Below are 23,840 nucleotides of genomic sequence, written 5' to 3'. Positions count from 1 at the left end.
GATGTTGCCCGCACGCCCGTTCCGCCCCCGCTCCCGTTCCCCGCTGTCGCTGGCCCTGGCCAGCGTGCTGCTGGCCCTCGCCCTGCCCGCCGCCGCCCAGGACACCACCGACCAGGACGGCGAGCAGGCCAAGGACCAGCAGGCCACCGACCTGGCCCGCATCCAGGTCACCGGTTCCAACATCAAGCGCACCGATGTGGAAACCGCCTCGCCGGTGCAGGTCATCAGCAAGCAGGAAATCGAGAACATGGGCGCGCGCACGCTGCTGCAGGTGCTCGACAACCTGCCGGCGGCGCGGCCGGCGCAGCAGGACTTCCGCTCGCTGTTCTCAGGCTCCGACGGCGCCTCGCAGGCCAACCTGCGCGGCCTGGGCGCGCAGGGCACGCTGGTGCTGCTCAACGGTCGCCGCCTGTCCTATTACGGCGCGCCGGCCGGCTTCCAGACCCAGTTCGTCAACATCGATGCGATTCCCGCCGCGGCGATCGAACGCATGGAAGTGCTCACCGACGGTGCCTCGGCCGTGTACGGCACCGACGCGATCGCCGGCGTGATCAACGTGATCACCAAGCGCGACTACCAGGGCGCCGAGATCAACCTGACCACCGACCGCTCCTCGCGCATCGACTCCTACGGCGAGCACCAGGCCAGCATCACCGGCGGCTTCGGCGACCTGGACCGCGACCGCTACAACGTCTACGGCTCGGTCAACTACTACAAGCGCGACGCGATCCCGCTGAGCGATGTCTACGACAAGCGCCCGGCGCAGTACTACGTCAACAATCCCAATTACCTCAAGAACCTGCGCCTGGGCACCGGCAGCAAGCCCGGCGAGTTCAATCCGGGCAGCTACTTCGCCTTCGACCCGGTCACCGGCGCGCGCGTGCAGGAGGCCGCGCCCGGCTGCAACAACGTGCTCACCACCGAGGCCGCCGGCCCGCGCTGCATCTGGCAGACCTGGATGAACAACGAGATCGACGGCGGCGCGCAGTCCGAGCGCACCACGGTCTACCTCAACAGCCACTTTCTGGTCGGCGACACCACCGAGGCCTTCGCCGAGGGCACCTACACCGACATCGACCTGCGCGCCAACGGCGGCACGCCGCGCGCGTTCAACACCACCACCGGCAATCCGACCAGCTGGTTCTCGCGCAATACCGGCACCACGGTCAACCAGTTCCTGTATCCGTATCTGGGACCGAACAACGAGTACAACCACGCCAGCCCGGCGCTGAAGGCGATGATGGGCGGCGTGGTCGGCCTGCAGTACCTGCTGCAGGACGCAGGCGATGACTACTTCGGCCAGCGCAATACCGACAAGAGCTATCGCGTGGTCACCGGCCTGCGCGGCCAGTGGGGGCAATGGAACTGGGAGACGGCCTTCGCCACCGCCGGCAGCCACTCGGTCACCTACCAGACCGTCAACGTCAACCTGAAGGGCTTCGAGAAGGCCTTCGGCCCGTTCACCGTGGATCCGGGCACCGGGCGGGTGATCATCTCCGACCATCCGGCGTACAGGTTCGGTGAGATCAGTGAGGCCAACGCGGCGCTGATCCGCGAGGCGTTCCCGACCTTCGACATCCAGTCCTGGACGCGCCTGCACACCCTGGACGGCAAGATCGAAGGGCCGATCGCGCAGCTGCCGGCCGGCGAGATGCGCGCGGCGTTCGGCTTCAACGCCACCCGCGAGACCTTCTACACGCCGGGCAACCCGGACGCGGCCAATGGCCTGATCACCCAGCAGGGCGGCTCGTGGTTCGACGGGGCGCGCAACACCTATGCGCTGTTCGCCGAGACCGTGGCCCCGCTGACCGAGAAGCTGGAATTGGACGCGGCGTTGCGGGCGGACAAGTACCCCAACTTCGACACCAACCTGGCGCCGAAGATCGGCCTGAAGTACCAGGCGCTGCCGCAGCTGATGCTGCGCGGCACCTACTCCGAGGGCTTCCGCGCCCCCAGCCTGGCCGAGGCCGGCACCGGCGGCGTGTTCGCCCAGCTCGGCGGCTACCGCGACGAGACACGCTGCGCCGAGACCAACGCGATCGCCAACCTGCTGCTGCAGTCGCGGCGCGCCGGCGATGTGGACCTGGGCAATGCGCTGCTCAACAGCGACTGCAGCCGCACCGTGGCGCGCATGACCCAGCCCAACAAGAACCTGCAGCCGGAGAAGGCCAAGATCGCCACGCTGGGCTTCGTGTTCGAGCCGGTGCGCTGGCTGTCGGTGTCGGCCGACTACTGGTTCGTCTATCGCCGCAACGAGATCGTCGCGCCGGACTACAGCAAGCAGACCGACATCCTGTCGCTGACCCGCTCGCCGATCACCGACGCAGACCGCGCCAACCTGGCGCAGCTGGCGGCCATGTGCGCCGACCCGAGCGCGGGCGTGGCCTGCCCCGGCACGCTGCCCGGCTACAGCGTGGGCAACGTGTCCGCCGTGGTGGGCCAGTACAAGAACCAAGGCAAGACGCTGATCGACGGCTTCGACATCGATGCGCGCAGCCAGTTCTCGCTCGGGGCCTGGGGCAAGTTGAACCTGGGCCTGGCCGCCACTATCGCGCGCCGCAGCGAGAGCTACATCGACGAGGAGTACCGCTGGTACTACGGCAATACCGTGGGCTACTACAACAACCCACGCCTGCGCGCCACGCTCAACGCCGACTGGACCTACCAGGCGTTCACCACCAGCCTGTTCTTCAACTACACCGACGGCACCAAGTGGGGCTGGGACCGCATCGACGCTCAGGACAACAATGCCGATACCTGCACCGCCGGCTACCTGCCGCTGGAGAAGAGCAAGTGCGACGGCGCGCCGTCGTGGTGGACGGCCAACCTCAGCGTCGCCTGGCGCCCGGACGCGCACTGGAACGTGGGCCTGACGCTGAAGAACCTGTTCGACCGCAAGCCCTTCTACGATCCCAACAGCTTCCTGGGCGACTCCAGCGATTACGCCAGCATCTATGGGCGGGTGGTCAGCCTGCAGGCGGGATACAAGTTCTGACCGTACGAGGGCGGCGTCTGGCTCCTCCCCTTGCGAAGCAGGGGGAGGCTGGGAGGGGGTTGGCTCCGCGCGCATGATGGTAGAGCGCCCCTCCCCACCTCCCCTTCGCCTACGGCGAAGGGAGGAGCCAAGCACCAGGCAACACGCGACACCGTTCCAACGCGCCGGCGCGCAGCGCCGGCCCATCGCATTCCAATGAGGAGATCTTCCACCCATGAACCGCAGAGACTTCATCGCCGCAGGCGGCCTGCTGGCGGCCACCAGCCTGTTGTCGCCCACCCCCGCCTGGGCGCGCAGCCGGCGCCTGCGCATGGGCGTGATCGGCACCGGCATGCGCGGCCAGGTGCATCTGACCGAGCTGCTGCGCCGCGACGATGTGGACGTGGTGGCGCTGTGCGACATCGAGCCGATCATGCTTAGGCAAGCCCAGGCGATGGTCGCCAAGGCCGGCAAGCCGGCGCCGAAGCTGTATGGCGCCGACGGCGACGTGAACGCGTGGAAGCGCCTGCTTGAGACGCGCGGGCTGGACGGCGTCATCATCGCCACGCCGTGGGAATGGCACGCGCCGATGGCCATCGGCGCGATGCAGGCCAAGGTGGCGGTGGGCTGCGAGGTGGTCGCCGGCATCACCCTGCAGGACCACTGGGACGTGCTTGAGACCCAGCTGCGCACCGGCACGCCGTACATGCTGCTGGAGAACGTGTGCTACCGGCGCGATGTGATGGCGGCCCTGCAGATGGTGCGCGCCGGCCTGTTCGGCGAGCTGATCCACCTGCAGGGCGGCTACCAGCACGACCTGCGCGGGGTGAAGTTCAACGACGGCAATCCCGCCCACCCCTACGACAGCGGCGTGGAGTTCGGGCCGAAGGGCTGGTCGGAGGCGCGCTGGCGCACCGAGCATTCGGTCGAGCGCAATGGCGATCTCTACCCCAGCCACGGCATCGGCCCGTGCGCGATGTACACCGGCATCAACCGCGGCAACCGCTTCACCCGCATCAATGCCTTCGCCACCAAGGCGCGCGGCCTGCACGACTACACGGTGGAGAAGAGCGGCGGCACCACGCACCCCAGCACCAAGGTCACCTTCAAGCTGGGCGATGTGGTCACCACCACCCTGGCCTGCGCCAACGGCGAGACCATCCTGCTGCAGCACGATACCTCGCTGCCGCGCCCGTACTCGCTGGGCTTCCGCGTGCAGGGCACCAAGGGGCTGTGGATGGACCTCAACCACGGCGTCCATATCGAGGGCCGCAGCCCGCCGCACGAGTGGGAGGACTTCAAGGCCTACCAGGACCAGTACGAGCATCCGCTGTGGAAGCAGTACGCCGGCGATGCCGCCGGGGCGGGCCATGGCGGCATGGACTGGTTCGTCATGCACGCCTTCGTCGAGGCGCTCAAGGCCCAGGCGCCGATGCCGATCGACATCTTCGATGCGGTGACCTGGAGCGCGATCACCCCGCTGTCCGAGCAGTCCATCGCGCAGGGCTTCCAGACGCTGGACTTCCCGGACTTCACCCGCGGCCAGTGGCAGCAGCGCAAGCCGATCTTCGCCTTCGACGCGCGCTACTAGCCCGCACGACGCTTCACCTCGCGACGCCGCCCGGCTCTGCCTGGCGGCGTTTTTTGTTCTCGTCGCAGTGTGGGGATACGAATCAGGTGATGGCATCAGAGCGAAGCCGGCGCACGGGCTTCGCCAGCCAGCCTCGACCCGGCCGGGCACGGCTCCTCGGCTCGGTCCGCCATCCCTGGCGGACTCGCCGCCGCGGGCCATCCATGGCCCGCTCTCCGCGCGCCCGGCCGGGTCGAGGCTCCGCGAGCGTGCAGATCAGGACTCCTTTCAACGAAGCCATTGAGCAAGCGCTCTACCCCTCCCTTTCGCCGCAGGCGAAGGGGAGGGCCGGGGTGGGGTGCTTTTGCTCTTCGCTTCTGTGGCTTGACCGGGAAAGCCCCGACCCCTCCACATCCCTCCCCTGCGCTGCGCGCAAGGGAGGGGGCCTCAAGTCGAAGCCATCCCGTCACCGATCGCGCCCCGCCCCATCTCTTTCGCCATAGGCGAAGGGACCAAGGGCTCGACGACCGCACAAACCGAAGCCCCGCGACCTGACGCGCTAGGCAGCGGGCCAGCGGGCGGGGGCCGCGCCTAGCGAGGCAGGAGGCCGAGCGCCCGAATCAGGGCAGGATGCCCTGATTGAGGGACAAGCGGCCGCCGCCCGCCGGCCCGCTGCCCATCCGAAGCCCAGCACGCACCACCGCCCTCACCGGGAGAAAATTCCTTGCGCGCGAGGCCCAGCCATTGGACCAAGGTAGTAGCCCAATAGTCCGATATTCGCACCATCAAGCGAATATCGAACTTGAATGCTGCACTGCGATAAAACTAGCGTGTGCACCTGTCCTCGCGGGTGCCGGATCGACGGCGGCCGTTGCCGCGGCATCACGCGCACCCCGCCCTTGCGGCATGCTGCGCGGCCCGCGCAGACACCCCTGTACCGCCGGAGATCCAGATGCGCCCCGTCCTCCTTGTCGCCAGCGGCCTGCTGGCCTGCCTGCCGCTGCTGGCCGCCGGCCATCAGGCCGAGCCCGATCCGGCCCCGCGCCAGGTACTGAAGGTGGACCGCTACGACGATGACGAGGCCCCGGGCTCGCTGCGCTGGGCCATCACCACCGCCAACGCCGCCCCGGGTACCTATCGGATCGAGATCGCCGCGGTCGGCGCCGCGCCCTATGTGATCAAGCCGCGCGCGCCGCTGCCGGAGATCAAGGGCCCGGTGGCCATCGTCGGCCTGCCCTTCGCGCAGTCCGGCCAGTACGTAGCCATCGACGGCGCCGCCTATGTCACCGGCACCGGCACCCAGGCCTGCCCGGGCGCGGTGCCGGGCCAGTACGGCACCAATGTGCGCACCACGACCCTGCCGGGCCTGGTCCTGCGCGACACGCAAGGGGTCGAGCTGGCCGGGCTGGAAGTGCGCAACTTCTGCATCGGCGTGCTGATCAACCGCAGCCACGACAACTGGCTGCACGACAACCGCATCGTCGCCAACAAGGGCGGCGCCGGGGTGATGCTGACCGGCGACGACGGCAACGGCCAGTCCACGCCCACGACCACCGTGCACAACCGCGTGGTGCGCAACGAATTCATCGACAACGGCGATGGCCTGGAGCTGACCCGCGGCGCGGCCTGGAACCTGGTGGCCGACAACCTGTTCCGCTCCACCGACGCCAACCCCGAGCCCTCCCAGGGCATCGAGATCCTGTGGGGCAACGACAACCTGGTGCTGCGTAACCGCTTCGAGGACTACTCCGACGGCCTGCAGATCAACTGGGGCAACCGCAACACCATCGCCGCCAACACCTTCACCGGCAATTCCATCGGCGTCAACCTGACCGGCCGCGACAACGTGGTCGACGGCAACACCATCACCGGCAACGGCATCGGCGTGGCGCTGCGCCCGCAGCCGGTCTCGCGGCCCAACCGGATCACCGGCAACGCGATCTTCGGCAACGGGCTGAAGATCGAGCGCTGCCAGGCCGGCGGCGCCTGCGTGCCGGGCCAGGCGCGCGGGGCGATCGTGTTCGGCGTACCGGGGCTGGAGCATGCCGACTTCGTCGGCTCGCGCGGCGGCGGCGTGGAGAGCGACCCCGCCAAGCTGGCCAAGATCTGCAGCGCGCGCGTCACCGACCACTGCCAGCCCGCGCCCAACGACGACCTGGCCGTGCCGGTGGTCGAACAGGCCCGCCGCAGCGGCGCCACCCTGCAGATCCAGGGCCAGCTGCGCGGCACGGCCAACACCGTCCAGCGCGTGGAAGTCTTCGGCAACCCGCGCGCCAGCGACACCGAGGCGGCCCGCTACCTGGGCGATGCCCTGGTGACCACCGACGCCCAGGGCCAGGCGCGCTTCTCCTTCGCCGTGCCGGCCACGGCCGACGTCGCCGGCGTCACGGCGACCGTGACCGCCGTGGACGGGGCCACCTCGCCCCTGTCCGCGCCGCGCGCCGTGGCGCGCTGAGGCCCCTGCCCGACCGCCGCACCCGTAATTCCTTCGCATTCACAGGTAATCCCCCATGTCGTACGTCTCCCGCCCCTTCCCCCGCGCCCTGACGCCGCTGGCGTTCGCCCTGCTGGCCACGCCGCTGCTGGCCCAGGCGCAGGACCGCTTCGATGCGACCACCATGACCGGCGGCTGGAACGGCGAGCGCGCCGCGCTGGTGGACAAGGGCATCAGCCTGCGCGGCGACTACGTCGGCGAGGCGATGGGCGTGGTCGATGGCGGCCTGGACACCGGCGCGCGCTACGCGCAGCAGGTGCGCGTGGGCTTCGATCTGGACATGGGCAAGCTGGCCGGCTGGGACGGCGGCACCTTCCGCTTCACCCTCAACGACCGCCGCGGCCGCAGCACCTCGGCCGACCTGGTGGGCAACCGCTTCCCGATCCAGGAAGCCTACGGCGGCCAGTACACGCGCCTGTCCGAGCTCAGCTACGACCAGACCTTCAACGCCGGCCGCTCGTACTTCAAGCTGGGCTTCTACGCGATGGGCAACCAGTTCGGCCTGCTCAGCGCCGGCACCAGCTTCGTCAACGCCGCCTTCTGCGCGCATCCGCTGGCCATGAGCGGCAACAGCGGCTGGTACAACTACCCGACAGCGCGCTGGGGCGGCGAGTTCGCCGAGCAGCTGACGTCCTCGGTGAACCTGCGCGCCGGCTGGTTCCAGGTCAATCCCAACCTGGGCGGCAACATCGAGCGCAACGCCTTCCGGCCCTTCGTCGAGGGCACCACCGGCTCGCTGTTCCCGGTCGAGCTGACCTGGAAGCCGGGCGCCGGCACGCTGTATCCGGGCGTGTACAAGTTCGGCGGCTATTACGACTCCTCGCGCGTGCCCAAGAAGGGCCTGGACACCAGCAGCGTCACCGGCCGCGACGGCGCCTACGTGCTGGCCGAGCAGAAGCTCTACACGCCGGGCAGCGACGCGAGCATCGGCCTGAACGCCTTCGCCGAGTACATGGTCTCCGACAGCGACACCGCCCAGCTCAAGCGCTGGTACGCCATCGGCGGGGTATGGCAGGGCGTGGGCGCGCGCAGCAAGGACCGCATCGCGCTGGGCTACGTCGGCTCGGACATCAACCACCGTCTACTTGATGCGCGCCGCGCCGCGCTGACCACCGCCGGCGTGCCGGCCGATTCGCCGCTGTTCGCGCTCACCGGTGCCGAGGAGCTGTACGAGCTGTCCTACAGCTTCCAGGTCAATCCGTGGCTGATGCTGCGCCCGGATGTGCAGTACATCACCAACCCCGGCACCTTCTCCTACGCCCAGACCGACAACGCCTTGGCCGTTGGCCTGCAGGCCAAGATCACCTTCTAAAAAGACGCCGCATCGCACGCCATCGCTCCCGGGAGGGACTTGAGATGAAGCTCCGCCGTACTACCCTAGCCGCCCGCATGCTGCTGGCCCTCGCCCTGATGGCCGGCGCCGCCACCGCCGCCAATGCCGCCGACATGACCAACGCGTCCACCCCGCCCGCCGTCCGCACCATCGCCGTCAAGGGCGTGCAGATCGGCCAGGGCGCGCCGAAGACCATCGTGCCGATCACCGGCAAGACCGCGGCCGAGCAGCTGGCCCAGGCCCAGCGCATCGGCGCCAATGCCGACACCGACGTGGTTGAGTGGCGCATCGACTACCTGGACATCGCCAGCGACGCCAAGGCGCTGGTCAAGCTGGCCCCGCAGATCGCCGCGGCCGCGGGCGGCAAGCCGGTGATCCTGACCTTCCGCACCAAGGCCGAGGGCGGCGCCACCGCGATCGCCGATGCCGACTACGGCAAGCTCTACGCCGCGCTGATCAAGGCCCATGCCGCCGACCTGTACGACGTGGAGATGTTCCGCGACCGCGCGGTGGTTGAGGCCATCGTCGCCGCCGCGCACGCGGCGGGCGCCTACGTGGTGATGTCCAACCACGACTTCCACGCCACGCCGGACACGGCTGAGATCGTCGCCCGGTTGCGCCAGCAGCAGGCCCTCGGCGCGGACGTGCTGAAGATCGCGGTGATGCCGCAGAACCCCGGCGATGTGCTCAAGCTGCTCGATGCCACCTGGCAGCTGCGCCAGAGCAGCGACCGGCCGCTGCTGACCATGTCGATGGGCCCGGTGGGCGTGGTCTCGCGCCTGTCCGGCGAGACCTTCGGCCAGGCCATGACCTTCGGCATGATCGGCACCGCCTCGGCGCCGGGCCAGATCGAGGTCGGCACGCTGCGCGGGATCCTGACCACGCTCGACAACGCCACCAAGAAGCCGCAGTAACGCTGCCCACGGCGCCCGTGACCGCCGCATGCGGCGGCGATGCGCGCCCGTGTGCGAGCAAGGTCGTCCTCGACGCGAGCGCTGCGCTATCGGCGCCGCGTCGGCCAGTCCGATTGAAGGAGTCGCCATGGCCCACGCCACAGCCCCCAACGCCCCGCTCACGCTGCAGTCGATGAGCCCGTTCCAGTGGCTGGCCATCGCCATCTGCGTATTGCTCAACATGCTCGATGGCTTCGATGTGATGGTGATGGCCTTCGCCGCGCCGCACGTGTCGGCCGACTGGGGCCTGAGCGGCAAGGAGCTCGGGCTGATGCTCAGCGCCGGCCTGGTCGGCATGGCCGCCGGCTCGCTGGTGCTGGCGCCGCTGGCCGACCGCTACGGCCGGCGCGCGATGATCCTGTGGTGCCTGGTGATCCTGACCGTGGGCATGGCGCTGTCCGGCCTGGCGCGCAATGCCTGGCAGCTGGCCGGGCTGCGCGTGTTCACCGGCCTGGGCATCGGCGGCATGCTCGCCGGCGTGGGCGTGATCACCGCCGAGTACGCCAGCCCCAAGTGGCGCAGCACCGCGGTGGCGCTGCAGGCCACCGGCTATCCCATCGGCGCCACGCTGGGCGGGCTGATCGCCACGGTGCTGCTGGAGCGCTGGGGCTGGCACGCGGCGTTCTTCTTCGGCGCGTTGGCCTCGCTGCTGTGCATTCCGGTGGTGCTGGCGCTACTGCCCGAGTCGCTGGACTTCCTGCTCAGCCGGCGCCCGCCCGACGCGCTGGCCCGGCTCAACGCGCTGCTGGCGCGCATGCGCGCCCCGAAGCTGGACGCGCTGCCGCCGGTGCCGCCGGCGCCGGAGAAGGCGGGCTACGCGGCGCTGTTCACCCCGCGCCTGCGCCGCAACAGCGTGCTGATCGCGCTGGGCTTCTTCATGCACATGTTCGCCTTCTACTTCGTGCTGAGCTGGACGCCCAAGCTGCTGGTGCAGGCCGGGCTGTCGGCCGAGCAGGGCGTCACCGGCGGGGTGCTGCTGAACCTGGGCGGCATCATCGGCGGGGCCTTGTTCGGCTGGCTGGCGGCGCGCTTGGCCCTGCCGCGACTGACCGCCGTCAGCTTCCTGATCGCCGCGCTGGGCATGGTGGTGTTCGCCTCGCTGGGCACGCAGCTGCAGATGGCCTTCCCGGTGGCCTTCGTGATCGGCGCGGCACTGTTCGGCTCGATGGCCGGCCTGTACGCGGTGGCGCCGATCGTGTTCGAGCCGACCGTGCGCACCACCGGCCTGGGCTGGGCGATCGGCATCGGCCGCGTCGGGGCGATCCTCTCGCCGATGACCGTCGGTGTGTTGGTCGACGCCGGCTGGCAGCCGGCCAACCTGTACTACGTGCTGGCCCTGCCGCTGCTGGTGGCCATCGCCGCGGTGCTGACGATGCGCCTGCAGCCGGCGCGCTGAGGGCCGGCGCGGATGCGTGCAGGCCGGCCGCGCCCAAGCATTCGACTTTGGTCCAGTTTGTGCGAATAACGAACTTAAAACCGATATTCGGATTGACGCGATTTTTCGCGCGGTCCACCTTGACGGCCCGCGCGGCTTGCGCGCGCGGACTGTCCAAGCGAGAGGATGCGACTTCGATGTCCCTGATTGCCCAAGCGCGCGCGGCCGGCGGCGGCGCGGTGACGCCATGATCGACAAGACCCTGCCCTCGTGCGCGGCGGCGGTGGCCGACATCCGCGACGGCGCCACGGTGATGATCGGCGGCTTCGGCACGGCCGGCATGCCCGATGCGCTGATCGAGGCGCTGATCGAACACGGCGCGCGCGAGCTGACCATCGTCAACAACAACGCCGGCAACGGCGAGACCGGCCTGGCGGCGCTGATCAAGCACAAGCGCGTGCGCAGGATCGTGTGCTCGTTCCCGCGGCAGAGCGACTCGCAGCATTTCGATGCGGCCTATCGCGCCGGCGAGATCGAGCTGGAGCTGGTGCCGCAGGGCAACCTGGCCGCGCGCATCCACGCCGCCGGCAACGGGCTGGGCGCCATCTTCACCCCGACCGGCTACAGCACCGAGCTGGCCGCCGGCAAGGAAACCCGCGAGATCGACGGCAGGCACTACGTGCTCGAGTACCCGATCCATGCCGACGTGGCGCTGATCAAGGCGCACCGCGGCGATCGCTGGGGCAACCTGGTGTACCGCAAGACAGCGCGCAACTTCGGCCCGCTGATGGCCATGGCGGCCAAGTGCACCATCGCCCAGGTCCACGAGGTGGTCGAACTCGGCGGGCTCGATCCCGAAGCCGTCGTCACCCCCGGCATCTTCGTCCAGCGCGTGGTCGCGGTCGGCCACGCGGAGGCCCGCGCATGAGCGGCTATCAGCGCATGACCCGCGAACAGATGGCCGCGCGCGTGGCGCGCGACATCCCCGAGGGCGCCTACGTGAACCTGGGCATCGGCCTGCCCACCCAGGTGGCCAACTACCTGCCGGCGGACAAGGAGATCTTCCTGCAGAGCGAGAACGGCCTGCTCGGCATGGGCCCGGCGCCCGCGCCGGGCCAGGAGGATCCGGACCTGATCAACGCCGGCAAGCAGCCGGTGACGCTGCTGACCGGCGGCTGCTATTTCCACCACGCCGATTCGTTCGCGATGATGCGCGGCGGCCACCTGGACATCTGCGTGCTGGGCGCCTTCCAGGTGTCCCAGCATGGCGACCTGGCCAACTGGAGCACCGGCGCGCCCGACGCCATCCCCGCCGTCGGCGGTGCGATGGACCTGGCCATCGGCGCCAAGCAGACCTACGTGATGATGGATCTGCTGACCAAGACCGGCGAGAGCAAGCTGGTCGCCGAATGCAGCTATCCGCTGACCGGCCTGCGCTGCGTCAGCCGGGTCTACAGCGACCTGGGCGTGTTCGACCTCGGCCCCGACGGGGCGCGCGTGGTCGAGCTGGTCGATGGCCTGTCCATCGAGGAACTGCAGCGCCTGACCGGCCTGACCCTGGCGCACTGAACGGAGCAAGCGCATGAGTGAAGTCTTCATCGTCGATGGCATCCGCACGCCCGTGGGCCGCTATGGCGGCATCCTGAGCGGCGTGCGCGCCGACGACCTGGGCGCGGTGCCGCTGGCGGCGCTGCTGGCGCGCCACCCCGACCTCGATCCGGCCGCGATCGAGGACGTCTACCTGGGCTGCGCCAACCAGGCCGGCGAGGACAACCGCAACGTGGCGCGCATGAGCCTGCTGCTGGCCGGCCTGCCGGTCAGCGTGCCGGGCAGCACGGTCAACCGCCTGTGCGGTTCGGGCCTGGATGCCATCGGCACGGTCGCACGCGGCATCCGCGCCGGCGAGCTGGGCCTGGCCATCGCCGGCGGCGTGGAGTCGATGTCGCGCGCGCCGTGGGTGATGGGCAAGGCCGAGAGCGCCTTCGCCCGCAACCAGCAGATCGAAGACACCACCATGGGCTGGCGCTTCGTCAACCCGAAGATGAAGCAGCTTTATGGCGTGGACCTGATGGGCGAGACCGCCGAGAACGTGGCCGCGCGCTACGGCATCTCGCGCGAGGACCAGGACGCCTTCGCCCTGCGCAGCCAGCAGCGCACCGCCGCCGCGCAGGCCGCCGGCTTCTTCGAGGGCGAGATCACGCCGGTCACCGTCCCGGGCAGGAAGCGCGGCGAGACCATCGAGGTCGGCGTGGACGAGCATCCGCGCGCCGACACCACGCTCGAGGGCCTGGCCAAGCTCAAGCCGATCTTCCGCCAGCCCGGCACGGTCACCGCCGGCAACGCCTCGGGCATCAACGACGGCGCCGCCGCGCTGCTGCTGGCCAGCGCCGAGCAGGTGCAGGCGCTGGGCCTGACGCCGCGCGCACGGGTGCTGGGCTTCGCCAGCGCCGGCGTGGAGCCGGCCTACATGGGCATGGGCCCGGTGCCGGCCACGCGCAGGCTGATGGCGCGCCTGGGCCTGTCCATCGGCGACTTCGATGCGATCGAACTCAACGAGGCCTTCGCCGCCCAGGGCCTGGCCTGCCTGAGCGAACTCGGCGTGGCCGACGATGCCGCCCACGTCAATGCCAACGGCGGGGCGATCGCCCTGGGCCATCCGCTGGGCATGAGCGGTGCGCGCATCACCCTGACCCTGCTGCGTCAGCTCGAGGCCAGCGGCGGCCGCCGCGGACTTGCGACCATGTGCATCGGCGTGGGCCAGGGCGTGGCGCTGGCGATCGAGCGGGTTTGAGTGGACCGAGGATCGTTCTGTCCTGTAGAGCGGAGCTTGCTCCGCTGGGGCCTTCCCAAAGAGCTGAACACCTGCACGTCTTTCGCGTGAAGCAACAGCAACAGCAACAGCAGCGGAGCAAGCTCCGCTCTACATGAAGCAATAGCGGCGCCTCGGTGTCGCCCAGCCAACGGAGCCCGCGATGCGCGATTCCCCCCTTTCCGGCTACCGCAAGCCATACCCCGGCTCGCAACCGCCCTACATCCACCCGCCCTACGCCTCCACGGTGCTGCGCGGCGTGGGCAGCGACCCCATCGCCATTCCGGTGACGCTCTCGGAGGTCACCGGGCCCACGCTGGACCGCCTCACCCTGGGCGAGCATGCGGCCGACCTGACCGCGGGCTTTGCGGGCGAGCCGCTGGGCGAGCGCATCATCGTCTCCGGCCGCGTGCTGGACGAGAACGGCAAGCCGGTGCGCAACACCGTGGTCGAGGTCTGGCAGTGCAATGCCGCCGGCCGCTACCTGCACGCCGGCGACCAGCACGACGCGCCGCTGGACCCCAACTTCAAGGGCACCGGCCAGGTGCTGACCGACGCGCACGGCCACTACCGCTTCAAGACGGTCAAGCCCGGCGCCTATCCGTGGCGCAACCACTACAACGCCTGGCGCCCGGCGCATATCCATTTCTCGCTGCATGGCGCGGGCATCGGCCAGCGCCTGGTCACGCAGATGTACTTCCCGGGCGATCCGCTGCTGGCCTTCGACCCGATCTACAACTGCGTGCCGGACCCGCAGGCCAAGGCGCGCATGGTCTCGGCCTTCGACTGGGAGACCACGCAGAACGAGTACGCGCTGGGCTATCGCTTCGACATCGTGCTGCGCGGCCGCAAGCAGACCGTCTGGGAGTAACGCATGAGCCTTCAATCGACCCCGTGGCAGACCGTCGGCCCCTACTACCGTCTGGGGCTGGAGCCGCTGTACCACACGCAGATCGCCCCGCCCGAGGCCAAGGGCGAACGCATCACCATCACCGGCACGGTCTACGACGGCCTGGGTACGCCGGTCAGCGATGCGGTGCTGGAGCTGTGGCAGACCGATGCCGACGGCATCTACGACCACGCCGAGGACCCGCGCCGCGACGCGCACGACCCGGCGTTCCATGGCTGGGGCCGCGTGCCGACCGACGCGCAGGGGCGCTTCTCCTTCAGCACCATCAAGCCGGGCCGCGTGCCGGGCCTGAAGGGTGTCGCGCAGGCGCCGCACCTGGTGGCGCTGGTGTTCATGCGCGGCCTGCTCAAGGCGGCGCCGACGCGCATCTACTTCTCCGACGAGCCCAGCAATGGCGAGGACGGCATCCTGGCGCTGGTGCCGGAAGCGCGCCGCGAGACGCTGATCGCGCGGCAGACGGCGCCGGGGCAGTACGCGTGGGATGTGAAGATGCAGGGCGAGCGCGAGACGGTGTTCTTCAGCTACTGAGCGCCGCTGTTGCGCATTGGCTGTTGCTGTTGCTGTTGCTGTTCCGCTGTTGCTGTTCCGCTGTTGCCGTTCCGCTGTTGCCGTTCCGCTGTTGCCGTTCCGCCGTTGCTGTTGCGCTTTTGCTCTTCTGTCTGAGCCGTAAAGCACGCCGAGCACCGCAGTGAAGCAGGGCCGAAGAGGCGCCCTGTTTGAGCGAAGCGAGTTTGGGCGCCGTGCCCTGCTTCGCGAGGAGCGCAGGGGACCGACGCGCAGCGTCGGCGTGCGTCCCGGCGAGAAGCGGTTTTGGCTACTTTTGACAAGACAAAAGTAGCTCGCGCGGCGAAGCCGTGCGAAAGCTTTGCTCTTAAGAGGCGTCGGCAGAACATGCAAGTATTGCTTGCATATTCAATACAAGTTTCACCATGCAGAACCACAGCAAAGGCAACGCGCCTGCGGCGCGCCAAGTGCAAGGCTTTCGCGCCTGCGGCGCGACTTCCTTTTGTCTTGTCAAAAGGAAGCAAAACCGCTTCTCGCCGGGACGCGAGCCGCCGCTACGCGGCGGTCCCCTGCGCTTCTCGGAAGACGGGGCACGTCGCCCAAACTCGCTTCGCTCAAACAGGGCGACTCTTCGGCCCCGTCTTCCTGCGATGCTCGGCTCGCTTTACGGCTCAGACAAAAAGCGAAGTGCAACAGCAACAGCAACAGCAACAGCTAATGCAACGGCAACGGCAACGGCAACGGCGGCTTGACGTCATCCTTCCTGCCATCAGCCCACCATAATCCCATCAAGCCTCACACCAAAGACCCGTATCGATGACTTCCCGCCTGCTCGCCCCCCTGTTCGGCGATCCCGACATCGACACCCTGTTCGATGACCGCGCACGGCTGCAGGGCATGCTCGACTTCGAGGCCGCGCTCGCGCGCGCCGAAGCACGCTGCGGCGTGATTCCCGACAGCGCCGTCGGCCCGATCGCCGAGGCCTGCCAGGCAGAGGCCTTCGATCTGGACGCCCTCGGCGCGGCCACCGCGCTGGCCGGCAACCCCGCCATCCCGCTGGTCAAGGCGCTCACCGCCAAGGTGAAGGCGCATGACGAAGACGCCGCGCGCTGGGTGCACTGGGGCGCCACCAGCCAGGACGTGATCGACACCGGCACCGTGCTGCAGCTGCGCCAGGCGCTCGACACCCTGACGCCCAAGCTCGACCGGCTGTGCGCCATCCTGCGCACGATGGCGCAGGCCGAGCGCGGCACCGGGCTGCCCGGCCGCACCCTGCTGCAGCAGGCCGTGCCGGTCACCTTCGGTTTGAAGGCCGCCGGTTGGCTCGATGCGCTGCAACGCGCGCAACGACGCCTGCAGGCCCTGCGCGCCGACGCACTGGCGCTGCAGTTCGGCGGCGCCGCCGGCACGCTGGCCTCGCTCGAGGACCGCGGCCTGGAGGTAGCCGAGGCGCTCGCCCGGGAGCTGGAGCTGCCGCTGCCCCCCCTGCCCTGGCACACCGCGCGCGACCGCATCGTCGAGGTCGGCACCGCCTTCGCGCTGCTGGCCGGCGCGCTGGGCAAGATCGCCACCGATATCGTGCTGCTGATGCAGTCCGAGGTCGGCGAGGCCTTCGAACCCAGCGGCGCCGGCAAGGGCGGCTCCTCGGCGATGCCGCACAAGCGCAACCCGGTCGGCTGCGTGGCGGCCATCGCCGCGGCCACGCGCGTGCCGGCGCTGGTGTCCACGCTGTTTTCCGCCATGAGCCAGCCGCACGAGCGCGCGCCAGGCCAGTGGCATGCCGAATGGGAAACGCTGCCCGAACTCATCCGCCTCACCGCCGGCAGCCTGGCGCAGATGACCGTGGTGCTCGATGGCCTGCAGCTGGACCGCGCACGCATGGCCGCGCATCTGGACAGCTTCGGCGGCCTGCTCTACGCCGAGGCGGTGTCGGTCGCGCTGGCCGCCACGCTCGGCAAGTCCGCCGCGCATGCGCTGGTCGAGGCCGCCGCCAAGCGCGCGGTCGGCGAGCAGCGCCACCTGCGCGAGGTGCTGGCCGAAGACGCGCAAGTCGGTGCCGTCCTCGATGCCGCGCGCCTCGACGCGCTGTTCGCCGCCGACAGCTGGCGCGGCATGAGCGACACCTGGATCGACCGCGTGCTCGCGGCCGATTGATCCCTTTCCCGCGACGGAGCCAACCATGGCATTTCTCGACCTGCCCACCCATCGCCTGCACTACCGCATCGACGGCGCCGAGGGCGCGCCCTGGCTGACCTTCTGCAACTCGCTGGGCACCGACCTGTCGATGTGGGACCCGCAGGTGGCCGAACTGGGACGCGACTTCCGCATCCTGCGCTACGACCGCCGCGGCCACGGCCAGTCCACCGCGCCCGCCGGGCTTTACACGATCGACCAGCTCGGCGGCGATGTGGTCGCGCTGTGGGACGCGCTGCGGATCGAACGCACGCATTTCTGCGGGCTGTCCATCGGCGGGCTCACCGGGCAATGGCTGGGCCTCAACGCCGCCGACCGGCTGGCACGGCTGGCGGTGTGCGCCACGGCCGGCAAGATCGGCACGGCCGAGAGCTGGGAGGCGCGCATCGCGCAGGTGCGCGCGCAGGGCCTCAAGGCGCTGGCCGAGGGCACGGTGATGCGCTGGTTCACCGAGCACTACACCGACACGCACGAGGAACAGGTGCGCGCGGTGCTGGACACCTTCCTGGCGACCTCGCCCGAGGGCTATGTCGGCTGCTGCAACGCGGTCGGCCAGGCCGACTTCCGCCACGACCTGGCCGGCATCGCCGTGCCGCTGCTGGCCATCGCCGGCGACGACGACCCGGTGTGCCCGCCGGCCGACCTGCAGTTCATCGCCGAGCACGTGGCCGACGGCCGCTTCGCCCAGGTGCCGGGCCGCCACATCTGCAATCTCGAATCGCCGGCCGCCTTCACCGCCGCGCTGCGCGACTTCCTCACCGCCTGAAAGCCTCAAGGACCCCACGATGGACGAACAAGCCCGTTACGAAGCCGGCCTGGCCGTGCGCAAGGCCGTGCTGGGCGAGGCGCATGTGCAGCGCTCGCTGGACGCACGCACCGACTTCACCCACGACTTCCAGCACTTCATCACCCGCGCCGCCTGGGGCGAGGTGTGGACGCGCGATGGCCTGCCGCGGCACACCCGCTCGCTGCTGACCATCGCGATGATGGTCGCGCTGGGCCACGACGAAGAATTCAAGCTGCACATCCGCGCCGCCCGCAACAACGGCGTCAGCGCCGACGAGATCAAGGAAGTGCTGCTGCAGACCGCGATCTACTGCGGCGTACCCGCGGCGAACCACGCCTTCGCCCTGGCCAAGCCGATTCTGGAAGAGCAGGCGGCCGAGTCGGCCAAGTGAGGCTTTGGTCGGTGTGACCCGCAGAGCCAATCCGTTCTGCGCATCACCCTTGGCGATTTGAAACGGCGCTCTTCGCGCGATCCCGCACAGGTAGCTCAAAAGAGAAGCACGAGCGAGAAGCGCAAAGTCCCTGGATTCCCGCTTTCGCGGGAATGACGATCTGAAAGGACTGCTTCGGCCCCGGCTCCCCGTCCCCGCGCGCCGTCCCTCCTCCCGCTGTTGCTGTTGCTGTTGCTGTTGCTGTTGCTGTTGCTGTTGCGGTTGCGGTTGCGGTTGCGGTTGCGGTTGCGGTTGCTCGCAGCCTCTGCTTTTGCAGTTGCCTTACCTGTCTGAGCCGTAAAGCACGCCGAGCACCGCAGCCTGATCGGGCCGAAGAGGCGCCCTGTCTGAGCGAAGCGAGTTTGGGCGCCGTGCCCGATCAGGCGAGGAGCGCAGGGGACCGATGCGAAGCATCGGCGTGCGTCCCGGCGAGAAGCGGTTTTGCTTCCTTTTGACAAGACAAAAGGAAGTCGCGCCGCAGGCGCGAAAGCTTTGCACTTGGCGTGCCGCAGGCGCGTTGCCTTCCCCATTATCTTCGAGGCAAAGCACCGAAGTGCCCGACCCGCGCGCAAGCCAGCGCAAGCGTCCCTAACTCAACACCGCCCCCAACCGCGCCGCCGCCTGCCGCAACGGCGGCAACAACTGCGCATGCATCGTCTGCAGACTCACCCGTCCCGCCTGGGTCCCGATGTTGAGCGCCGCGATGACCGCCCCGGCCCGGTTACGCACCGGCACCGCGATCGAGCGCAGGCCGATCTCCAGCTCCTGGTCGGTCAGCGAGAGCTCCTCGCGCCGCACCTTGGCCAGCACCTCGAGCAGCTCGGTCGGGTGGGTGATGGTGCGCTCGGTGCGCGGGCGCAGCGGGTTGCGCTCCAGATAGCCCTCCAGCGTGTCCGGCGGCAGCGAGGCCAGCAGGATGCGGCCCATCGAGGTGCAGTACGCCGGCAGGCGGCTGCCCGAGCGCAGGCCGATGGACATGATGCGCACCGTCTCGGCGCGCGCCACGTACAGCACGTCGTCGCCGTCGAGCACGCCCAGCGAGCAGGACTCGTGCACGGCATCGCGCAGCGCGTCCAGCACCGGCTGGGCCGCCACCGCCAGCGGCGCGGAAGCCACGTAGGCGCCGCCGATGCCCAGCACGCGCGGCAGCAGCACATAGCCGCGGCCGTGCTCACCTACGTAGCCCAGCTTGGCCAGCGTATACAGCGCGCGCCGCACCGCCGCGCGCGGGATGCCGGTCTCGGCGCTGATCTGCGACATGGTGACCTCGCGTCCGTGCTGGGCGAACACGCTCAGCACGGCCATGCCGCGCGCCAGCGAGGTCATGAAGTCCGGATCGCCCTGGGCCGCCTCGATCTGCCGCATGATCTCGCGCGCCAGGCCGCGCTCGGCGATCGCCGAAGCCGGAGCGGGCTTGCGACGAGCGCGGGGCTTGGAAGAGTCGGTCATCGGCGGGCGGTTCTGCGGGCGGGCGGAGCGCCATGGTAGCGGCGCGCGCGGCGGGCGCCCAAACGAGAAGCGGCGGACCGGTGAAGGTCCGCCGCTCGTTGCTGCCTTGACGCTGGCGTGGCCGACGCGCGAAACGCGGCTTACTTGGCGTCCGGCAGGGTGTAGGCGATCACGTAGTCGCCGCGATCCGGCGACTGGCGCGCGCCGCCGGCGGTGACCACGATGTACTGCTTGCCGTTGACCGCATAGGTCATCGGGCCGCCCTGGCTGCCGACCGGCAGACGCGCCTTCCACAGTTCCTTGCCGGTGCCGCTGTCGAAGGCGCGCAGGTAGTAGTCCTGCGTGCCGGCGATGAACACCAGGCCGCCCTGCGTGGCCAGCGTGCCGCCCAGGGTCGGCATGCCGACCGGCATGGGCATGTGCATCTTGATGCCCAGCGGACCGGTGTCCTCGACCGTGCCCACCGGCACCTGCCAGGCGATCTGGCGGGTCTTGAGGTCGATCGCGCTCAGCGTGCCGAACGGCGGGGCCTGGCAGGGGATGCCCAGCGCGGACAGGAAGCGGTTCTTGTTGACCGCGTACGGGGTGCCCTTGAGCGGCACCGCGCCCATGCCGGTGTTGACCGCCTCGCCGCCGCTGGAGGCGGCCGCCTTGTCGGCCTTCTGCGGGATCATCTGCACCCACAGGCCCAGGCGCATGTCGTTGGCGAAGGCGTAGCCATGCACCGGGTCGAAGGACAGGCCGCCCCAGTTCATGCCGCCCAGCGAGCCGGGGAAGCTCAGCGACACATCGGTGCCCGGCGCGGTGTACAGGCCCTCGTAGCGCATCTGCTTGAAGGCGATGCGGCACAGCATCTGATCCAGCAGGGTGGCGCCCCACATGTCCGACTCGGCCAGGTGCTTGGTGCCGATCTGCGGCATGCCCACCGACAGCGGCTGGGTCAGCGAATAGGGCTCGCCGGGGATGTCGGCAGCCTTGACCGGGACGTCCTTGACCTCGGTCAGCGGCTTGCCGGTGGCGCGGTCGAGCACGTACAGCTGGCCGGCCTTGGTGCCGATCATCACCGCCGGGGTGGTGCCGTTGCCGGTGGGGAAGTCGATCAGGCTCGGCTGCATCGGCAGGTCGAAGTCCCACAGATCGTTGTGCACGGTCTGGTAGACCCACTTCACCTGGCCGGTGCTGGCGTCCAGCGCGGTGATCGACGCGCCGAAGCGATGATCCAGCGCGGTGCGCTCGGCGCCGTACAGGTCGGTGGACGGGCTGCCCATCGGCAGGAACACGGTGTTCATCGTCGCGTCGTAGGACATCGGCGCCCAGACGTTGGGCGTGCTGCGCGCGTAGGTCTGGCCCTGGGCCGGCGGCGCCTTGTCGTCCGGATTGCCCGGGTCGAAGGCCCAGCGCTGGGCGCCGGTGATCACGTCGAAGCCGCGGACCACGCCGCCAGGCATGTTGGCCTGCACGTTGTCGGCCACGCGCCCGCCGACCACCACGGTGGTGCCGGCCAGGGTCGGGGCGGAGGTGAGCTGATAAAACGGATCGGGCGCGGCGCCCAGCCCGGCCTTCAGGTCGACCTGGCCATCGGTGCCGAAGCCCTGGCAGAACGCGCCGGTATCGGCATCCAGGGCGATCAGGCGGCCGTCGATGGTGTTGGTCAGCAGGCGACGCTCACAGTTGGCGCCGGCCGGCAGGCTGACCGGGGTCACCGCCGTGGAGCCGGCCGCGGTGGGCTGCACCAGCGGCTTGCTCGCATCGAAATAGGCCAGGCCGCGGCAGCGCTGCCAGACCGAGGACTGGGCGTTGATCTCGCGCTTCCACAGCTGCTTGCCGCTGGCCGCGTCCAGCGCGATCACGTTGTTGTGCGGCGTGCACAGGAACACCTTCTGGCCGATCTGCAGCGGCGTGGTCTGGTCCTCGGCGCCGTTGCCGTTGCTCTGCGCGATGTCGCCGGTGCGATAGGTCCAGGCGACCTTCAGGTCCTTGATGTTGTCGCGGTTGATCTGGTCCAGCGCGGCGAAGCGGCTCCCGCCGTCGGTATTGCCGTAGGCCGCCCAGTCGGTCTGCGCATGCGCCGGGTCCACCGGCACCAGCGCCGGGCCGGGGCCCTTGGCGGCCACCGTCGGATGGGGCACGAACATGCCGGCCAGGCCGCCGGCGCAGGCCAGCGCCAGCACCGCCGCCAGCGCGTAGGCGCCGCGTCCGCCGGGCAGGCCGCGGGCGCGGCGCAGCGTCGGGTAGGCCAGCGCCACCAGCAGCGCCAAAACCGCGGGCATCATCAGCCGCGAGGCCAGCGGCCAGAATTCCAGGCCGGCGTCCCACAGCGCCCAGACGACGCTGAGCACGAAGGCCACGGCGTACAGCCAGGCACCGGCCGGGCGGCGCAGCACCAGCAGCACCGCCGAGACCAGGCTGGCCGCGCCCATCAGCAGGAAGTAGAGGCTGCCGCCGAGGGTGGCGAGCCTGATGCCGCCGGCCAGCAGCGCCAGGCCGATCAGCGCCAGCAGCAGGCCGACGCTCCACAGCAGTATCCGGCCACCGGCCGGCACGTTCGTTTGGGTTTGCACGTTCTGATTCCTCTGCAACGTGATGGCGGCATCCGCCGTCGAAGGACGGCCGCAGCGAGGGCGGGCGCCGGGGCGCAGGATGGCATGCCGCGGCCCAGGCGGGCGTCGGCGGGTTGGGCGATTATCGCATTAGCGTTCGGTAATAGCACACGCGTGCCAGGGCCGATGGATGCGACGGACTGTGCCGGCTCCGACGTTTTTCCGACCTTGGTGAAGGGCGTACAACGCCCCGCCGCGGGGATGTCGCGATGCAACACATCTGCGGAGTAGCGTTGCGCGCTTCTCACCGGCTGCAATCCCATGTCCGACCTTCCGCTGGCGCCTCGTCGTCTTGTTCACTGTGCCCTGTTGCTGGCCGTTACCGCGGCCGGGGGCTGCTCCGCCAACAAGCCGACCACCGAGACGCCGCCGCGGGTCGGGGTGATGACCCTGGGCGCACGCACGCTGCCGGTCGAGCGCACCCTGCCCGGCCGGACGGTGGCCTACGAGACCGCCGATGTGCGCCCTCAGGTCGGCGGGCTGCTGCGCCAGCGCCTGTTCGAGGAAGGCCAGGAGGTCAAGGCCGGGCAGCCGCTGTATCTGATCGATCCGGCGCCGTACCAGGCCGCCTTTGATGTCGCCCGCGGCAATCTGGTCCAGGCCGAGGCGGCGCTGGCCAGCGCGCGACCCAAGGCCGAGCGCACCCGCACCCTGACCGCCATGGACGCGGCCAGCAAGCAGGATGCCGACGATGCGCTGTCCACCCTGCGCCAGGACGAGGCGGCGGTGGTCGCGGCCAAGGCCAATGCGCAGGCGGCCAAGATCAACCTGGACTACACCCGCATCACCGCGCCGATCTCCGGCCGCATCGGCACCTCCGCCTATACCGTCGGCGCGCTGCTCACCGCCGACCAGGACACCGCGCTGACCACCATCCAGCGGCTGGATCCGATCTACCTGGACGTCACCCAGTCCAGCACGCAGATGCTGGCCCTGCGCCGCCAGCTCGATGCCGGGCAGATCCATGCCATCGACGGCAAGGCCCAGGTGCAGGTGCGGCTGGAGGACGGCAGCCCCTATGCGCACGCCGGCACGCTGGAGTTCGTCGGCACCCAGGTCAACGCCGGCACCGGCAACGTCACCCTGCGCGCGGTGGTGCCCAACCCCGAGCACCTGCTGCTGCCCGGCATGTACCTGCGCGCGGTGCTGCCGATGGCCACCGACCCGGGCGCGGTGCTGGTGCCGCAGCAGGCGGTGACCCGCGACAGCAAGGGCGAGCCGCTGGTGAAGCTGCTCGACGCGCACAACCAGGTGGTGGAGCGCCGCATCCGCACCGGCGAGGTGGTCGGCCACGACTGGGTGGTGGAGTCGGGCCTGAAGCCGGGCGATCGGCTGATCGTGATCAACGCCAGCCGCGCCGAGCTGGGCAAGCCGGCGCAGCCCTACCCGGTCAGCGCCGCGCAGCTGGACGCCACGCCGGCGCTGCCGACCGACGACGCCCAGGCCGAGTAAGGGACCC

At 69.8% G+C, this 23,840-nt stretch carries 17 protein-coding genes; 15 read left to right on the top strand and 2 right to left on the bottom strand.

Annotation, left to right across the window (positions count from 1 at the left end):
* Position 1 precedes the first annotated feature (1 nt).
* The 14 genes from MWN52_RS01480 (at position 2) to pcaC (ending at position 18,293) form a co-directional block, all read left to right on the top strand.
* Entirely contained in the window at positions 2–2,995 is a 2,994-nt protein-coding gene (locus tag MWN52_RS01480; protein ID WP_286576234.1) for a TonB-dependent receptor domain-containing protein, read from the top strand.
* A gap of 214 nt (positions 2,996–3,209) precedes the next feature.
* Positions 3,210–4,565, top strand: coding sequence for a Gfo/Idh/MocA family protein (locus tag MWN52_RS01475; RefSeq protein WP_286576233.1), 1,356 nt, complete (start codon positions 3,210–3,212; stop codon positions 4,563–4,565).
* Positions 4,566–5,496: 931 nt separating this feature from the next.
* The gene (locus MWN52_RS01470; RefSeq protein ID WP_286576232.1) at positions 5,497–6,999 is read left to right on the top strand and encodes a NosD domain-containing protein; all 1,503 of its coding nucleotides are present in this window, start codon (positions 5,497–5,499) and stop codon (positions 6,997–6,999) included.
* Positions 7,000–7,054: 55 nt separating this feature from the next.
* Positions 7,055–8,350, top strand: a complete 1,296-nt coding sequence (locus MWN52_RS01465) for a carbohydrate porin (RefSeq protein ID WP_286576230.1) — start codon at positions 7,055–7,057, stop codon at positions 8,348–8,350.
* Between the two features lie 77 nt (positions 8,351–8,427).
* Complete coding sequence (aroD, locus tag MWN52_RS01460; RefSeq protein WP_286576228.1) at positions 8,428–9,285, top strand: type I 3-dehydroquinate dehydratase; 858 nt, start codon at positions 8,428–8,430, stop codon at positions 9,283–9,285.
* A gap of 127 nt (positions 9,286–9,412) precedes the next feature.
* Positions 9,413–10,720: an MFS transporter gene (locus tag MWN52_RS01455; protein ID WP_286576227.1), complete on the top strand. Its 1,308-nt coding sequence runs from the start codon at positions 9,413–9,415 to the stop codon at positions 10,718–10,720.
* Positions 10,721–10,946: 226 nt separating this feature from the next.
* Positions 10,947–11,627 carry a 3-oxoacid CoA-transferase subunit A gene (locus MWN52_RS01450; RefSeq protein WP_286576226.1) on the top strand — a complete coding sequence of 227 codons (681 nt, stop codon included), beginning with the start codon at positions 10,947–10,949 and terminating at the stop codon, positions 11,625–11,627.
* Positions 11,624–12,268 carry a 3-oxoacid CoA-transferase subunit B gene (locus MWN52_RS01445; protein WP_130514751.1) on the top strand — a complete coding sequence of 215 codons (645 nt, stop codon included), beginning with the start codon at positions 11,624–11,626 and terminating at the stop codon, positions 12,266–12,268. Before MWN52_RS01450 ends, MWN52_RS01445 begins: the two co-directional genes overlap by 4 nt.
* A gap of 13 nt (positions 12,269–12,281) precedes the next feature.
* Positions 12,282–13,490 (top strand): 3-oxoadipyl-CoA thiolase, encoded by a 1,209-nt coding sequence (pcaF, locus tag MWN52_RS01440; protein ID WP_286576225.1) that lies wholly within the window; start codon positions 12,282–12,284, stop codon positions 13,488–13,490.
* Positions 13,491–13,671: 181 nt separating this feature from the next.
* On the top strand, positions 13,672–14,379 hold the full coding sequence (gene pcaH / locus MWN52_RS01435) for a protocatechuate 3,4-dioxygenase subunit beta (protein WP_130514747.1): 708 nt from the start codon (positions 13,672–13,674) through the stop codon (positions 14,377–14,379).
* A 3-nt stretch (positions 14,380–14,382) separates the two neighbouring features.
* Positions 14,383–14,946 (top strand): protocatechuate 3,4-dioxygenase subunit alpha, encoded by a 564-nt coding sequence (gene pcaG, locus MWN52_RS01430; protein ID WP_286576224.1) that lies wholly within the window; start codon positions 14,383–14,385, stop codon positions 14,944–14,946.
* 792 nt (positions 14,947–15,738) lie between these two features.
* Positions 15,739–17,076 carry a 3-carboxy-cis,cis-muconate cycloisomerase gene (locus MWN52_RS01425; protein ID WP_286576223.1) on the top strand — a complete coding sequence of 446 codons (1,338 nt, stop codon included), beginning with the start codon at positions 15,739–15,741 and terminating at the stop codon, positions 17,074–17,076.
* A gap of 25 nt (positions 17,077–17,101) precedes the next feature.
* A complete protein-coding gene (pcaD, locus tag MWN52_RS01420) occupies positions 17,102–17,881 on the top strand; it encodes a 3-oxoadipate enol-lactonase (protein ID WP_286576222.1) in 780 nt (259 codons plus the stop codon).
* A gap of 19 nt (positions 17,882–17,900) precedes the next feature.
* Complete coding sequence (gene pcaC / locus MWN52_RS01415; protein ID WP_286576221.1) at positions 17,901–18,293, top strand: 4-carboxymuconolactone decarboxylase; 393 nt, start codon at positions 17,901–17,903, stop codon at positions 18,291–18,293.
* 627 nt (positions 18,294–18,920) lie between these two features.
* Here pcaC and MWN52_RS01410 read toward each other — a convergent pair.
* Both MWN52_RS01410 and MWN52_RS01405 read right to left on the bottom strand, forming a co-directional pair.
* Positions 18,921–19,781, bottom strand: a complete 861-nt coding sequence (locus MWN52_RS01410) for an IclR family transcriptional regulator domain-containing protein (protein ID WP_286576220.1) — start codon at positions 19,779–19,781, stop codon at positions 18,921–18,923.
* A 140-nt stretch (positions 19,782–19,921) separates the two neighbouring features.
* Positions 19,922–22,342 carry a membrane-bound PQQ-dependent dehydrogenase, glucose/quinate/shikimate family gene (locus tag MWN52_RS01405; protein WP_286576219.1) on the bottom strand — a complete coding sequence of 807 codons (2,421 nt, stop codon included), beginning with the start codon at positions 22,340–22,342 and terminating at the stop codon, positions 19,922–19,924.
* 300 nt (positions 22,343–22,642) lie between these two features.
* Here MWN52_RS01405 and MWN52_RS01400 point away from each other — a divergent pair, with 300 nt between their 5' ends.
* Positions 22,643–23,833: an efflux RND transporter periplasmic adaptor subunit gene (locus MWN52_RS01400; RefSeq protein ID WP_165494640.1), complete on the top strand. Its 1,191-nt coding sequence runs from the start codon at positions 22,643–22,645 to the stop codon at positions 23,831–23,833.
* Positions 23,834–23,840: the final 7 nt, after the last annotated feature.

The sequence above is a fragment of the Pseudoxanthomonas winnipegensis genome (genome assembly GCF_030322905.1).
Classification (GTDB): domain Bacteria; phylum Pseudomonadota; class Gammaproteobacteria; order Xanthomonadales; family Xanthomonadaceae; genus Pseudoxanthomonas_A; species Pseudoxanthomonas_A winnipegensis.
The sequence above is the reverse complement of the archived record's forward strand: the minus strand, read 5'-3'. Positions and strand labels throughout refer to the sequence as shown.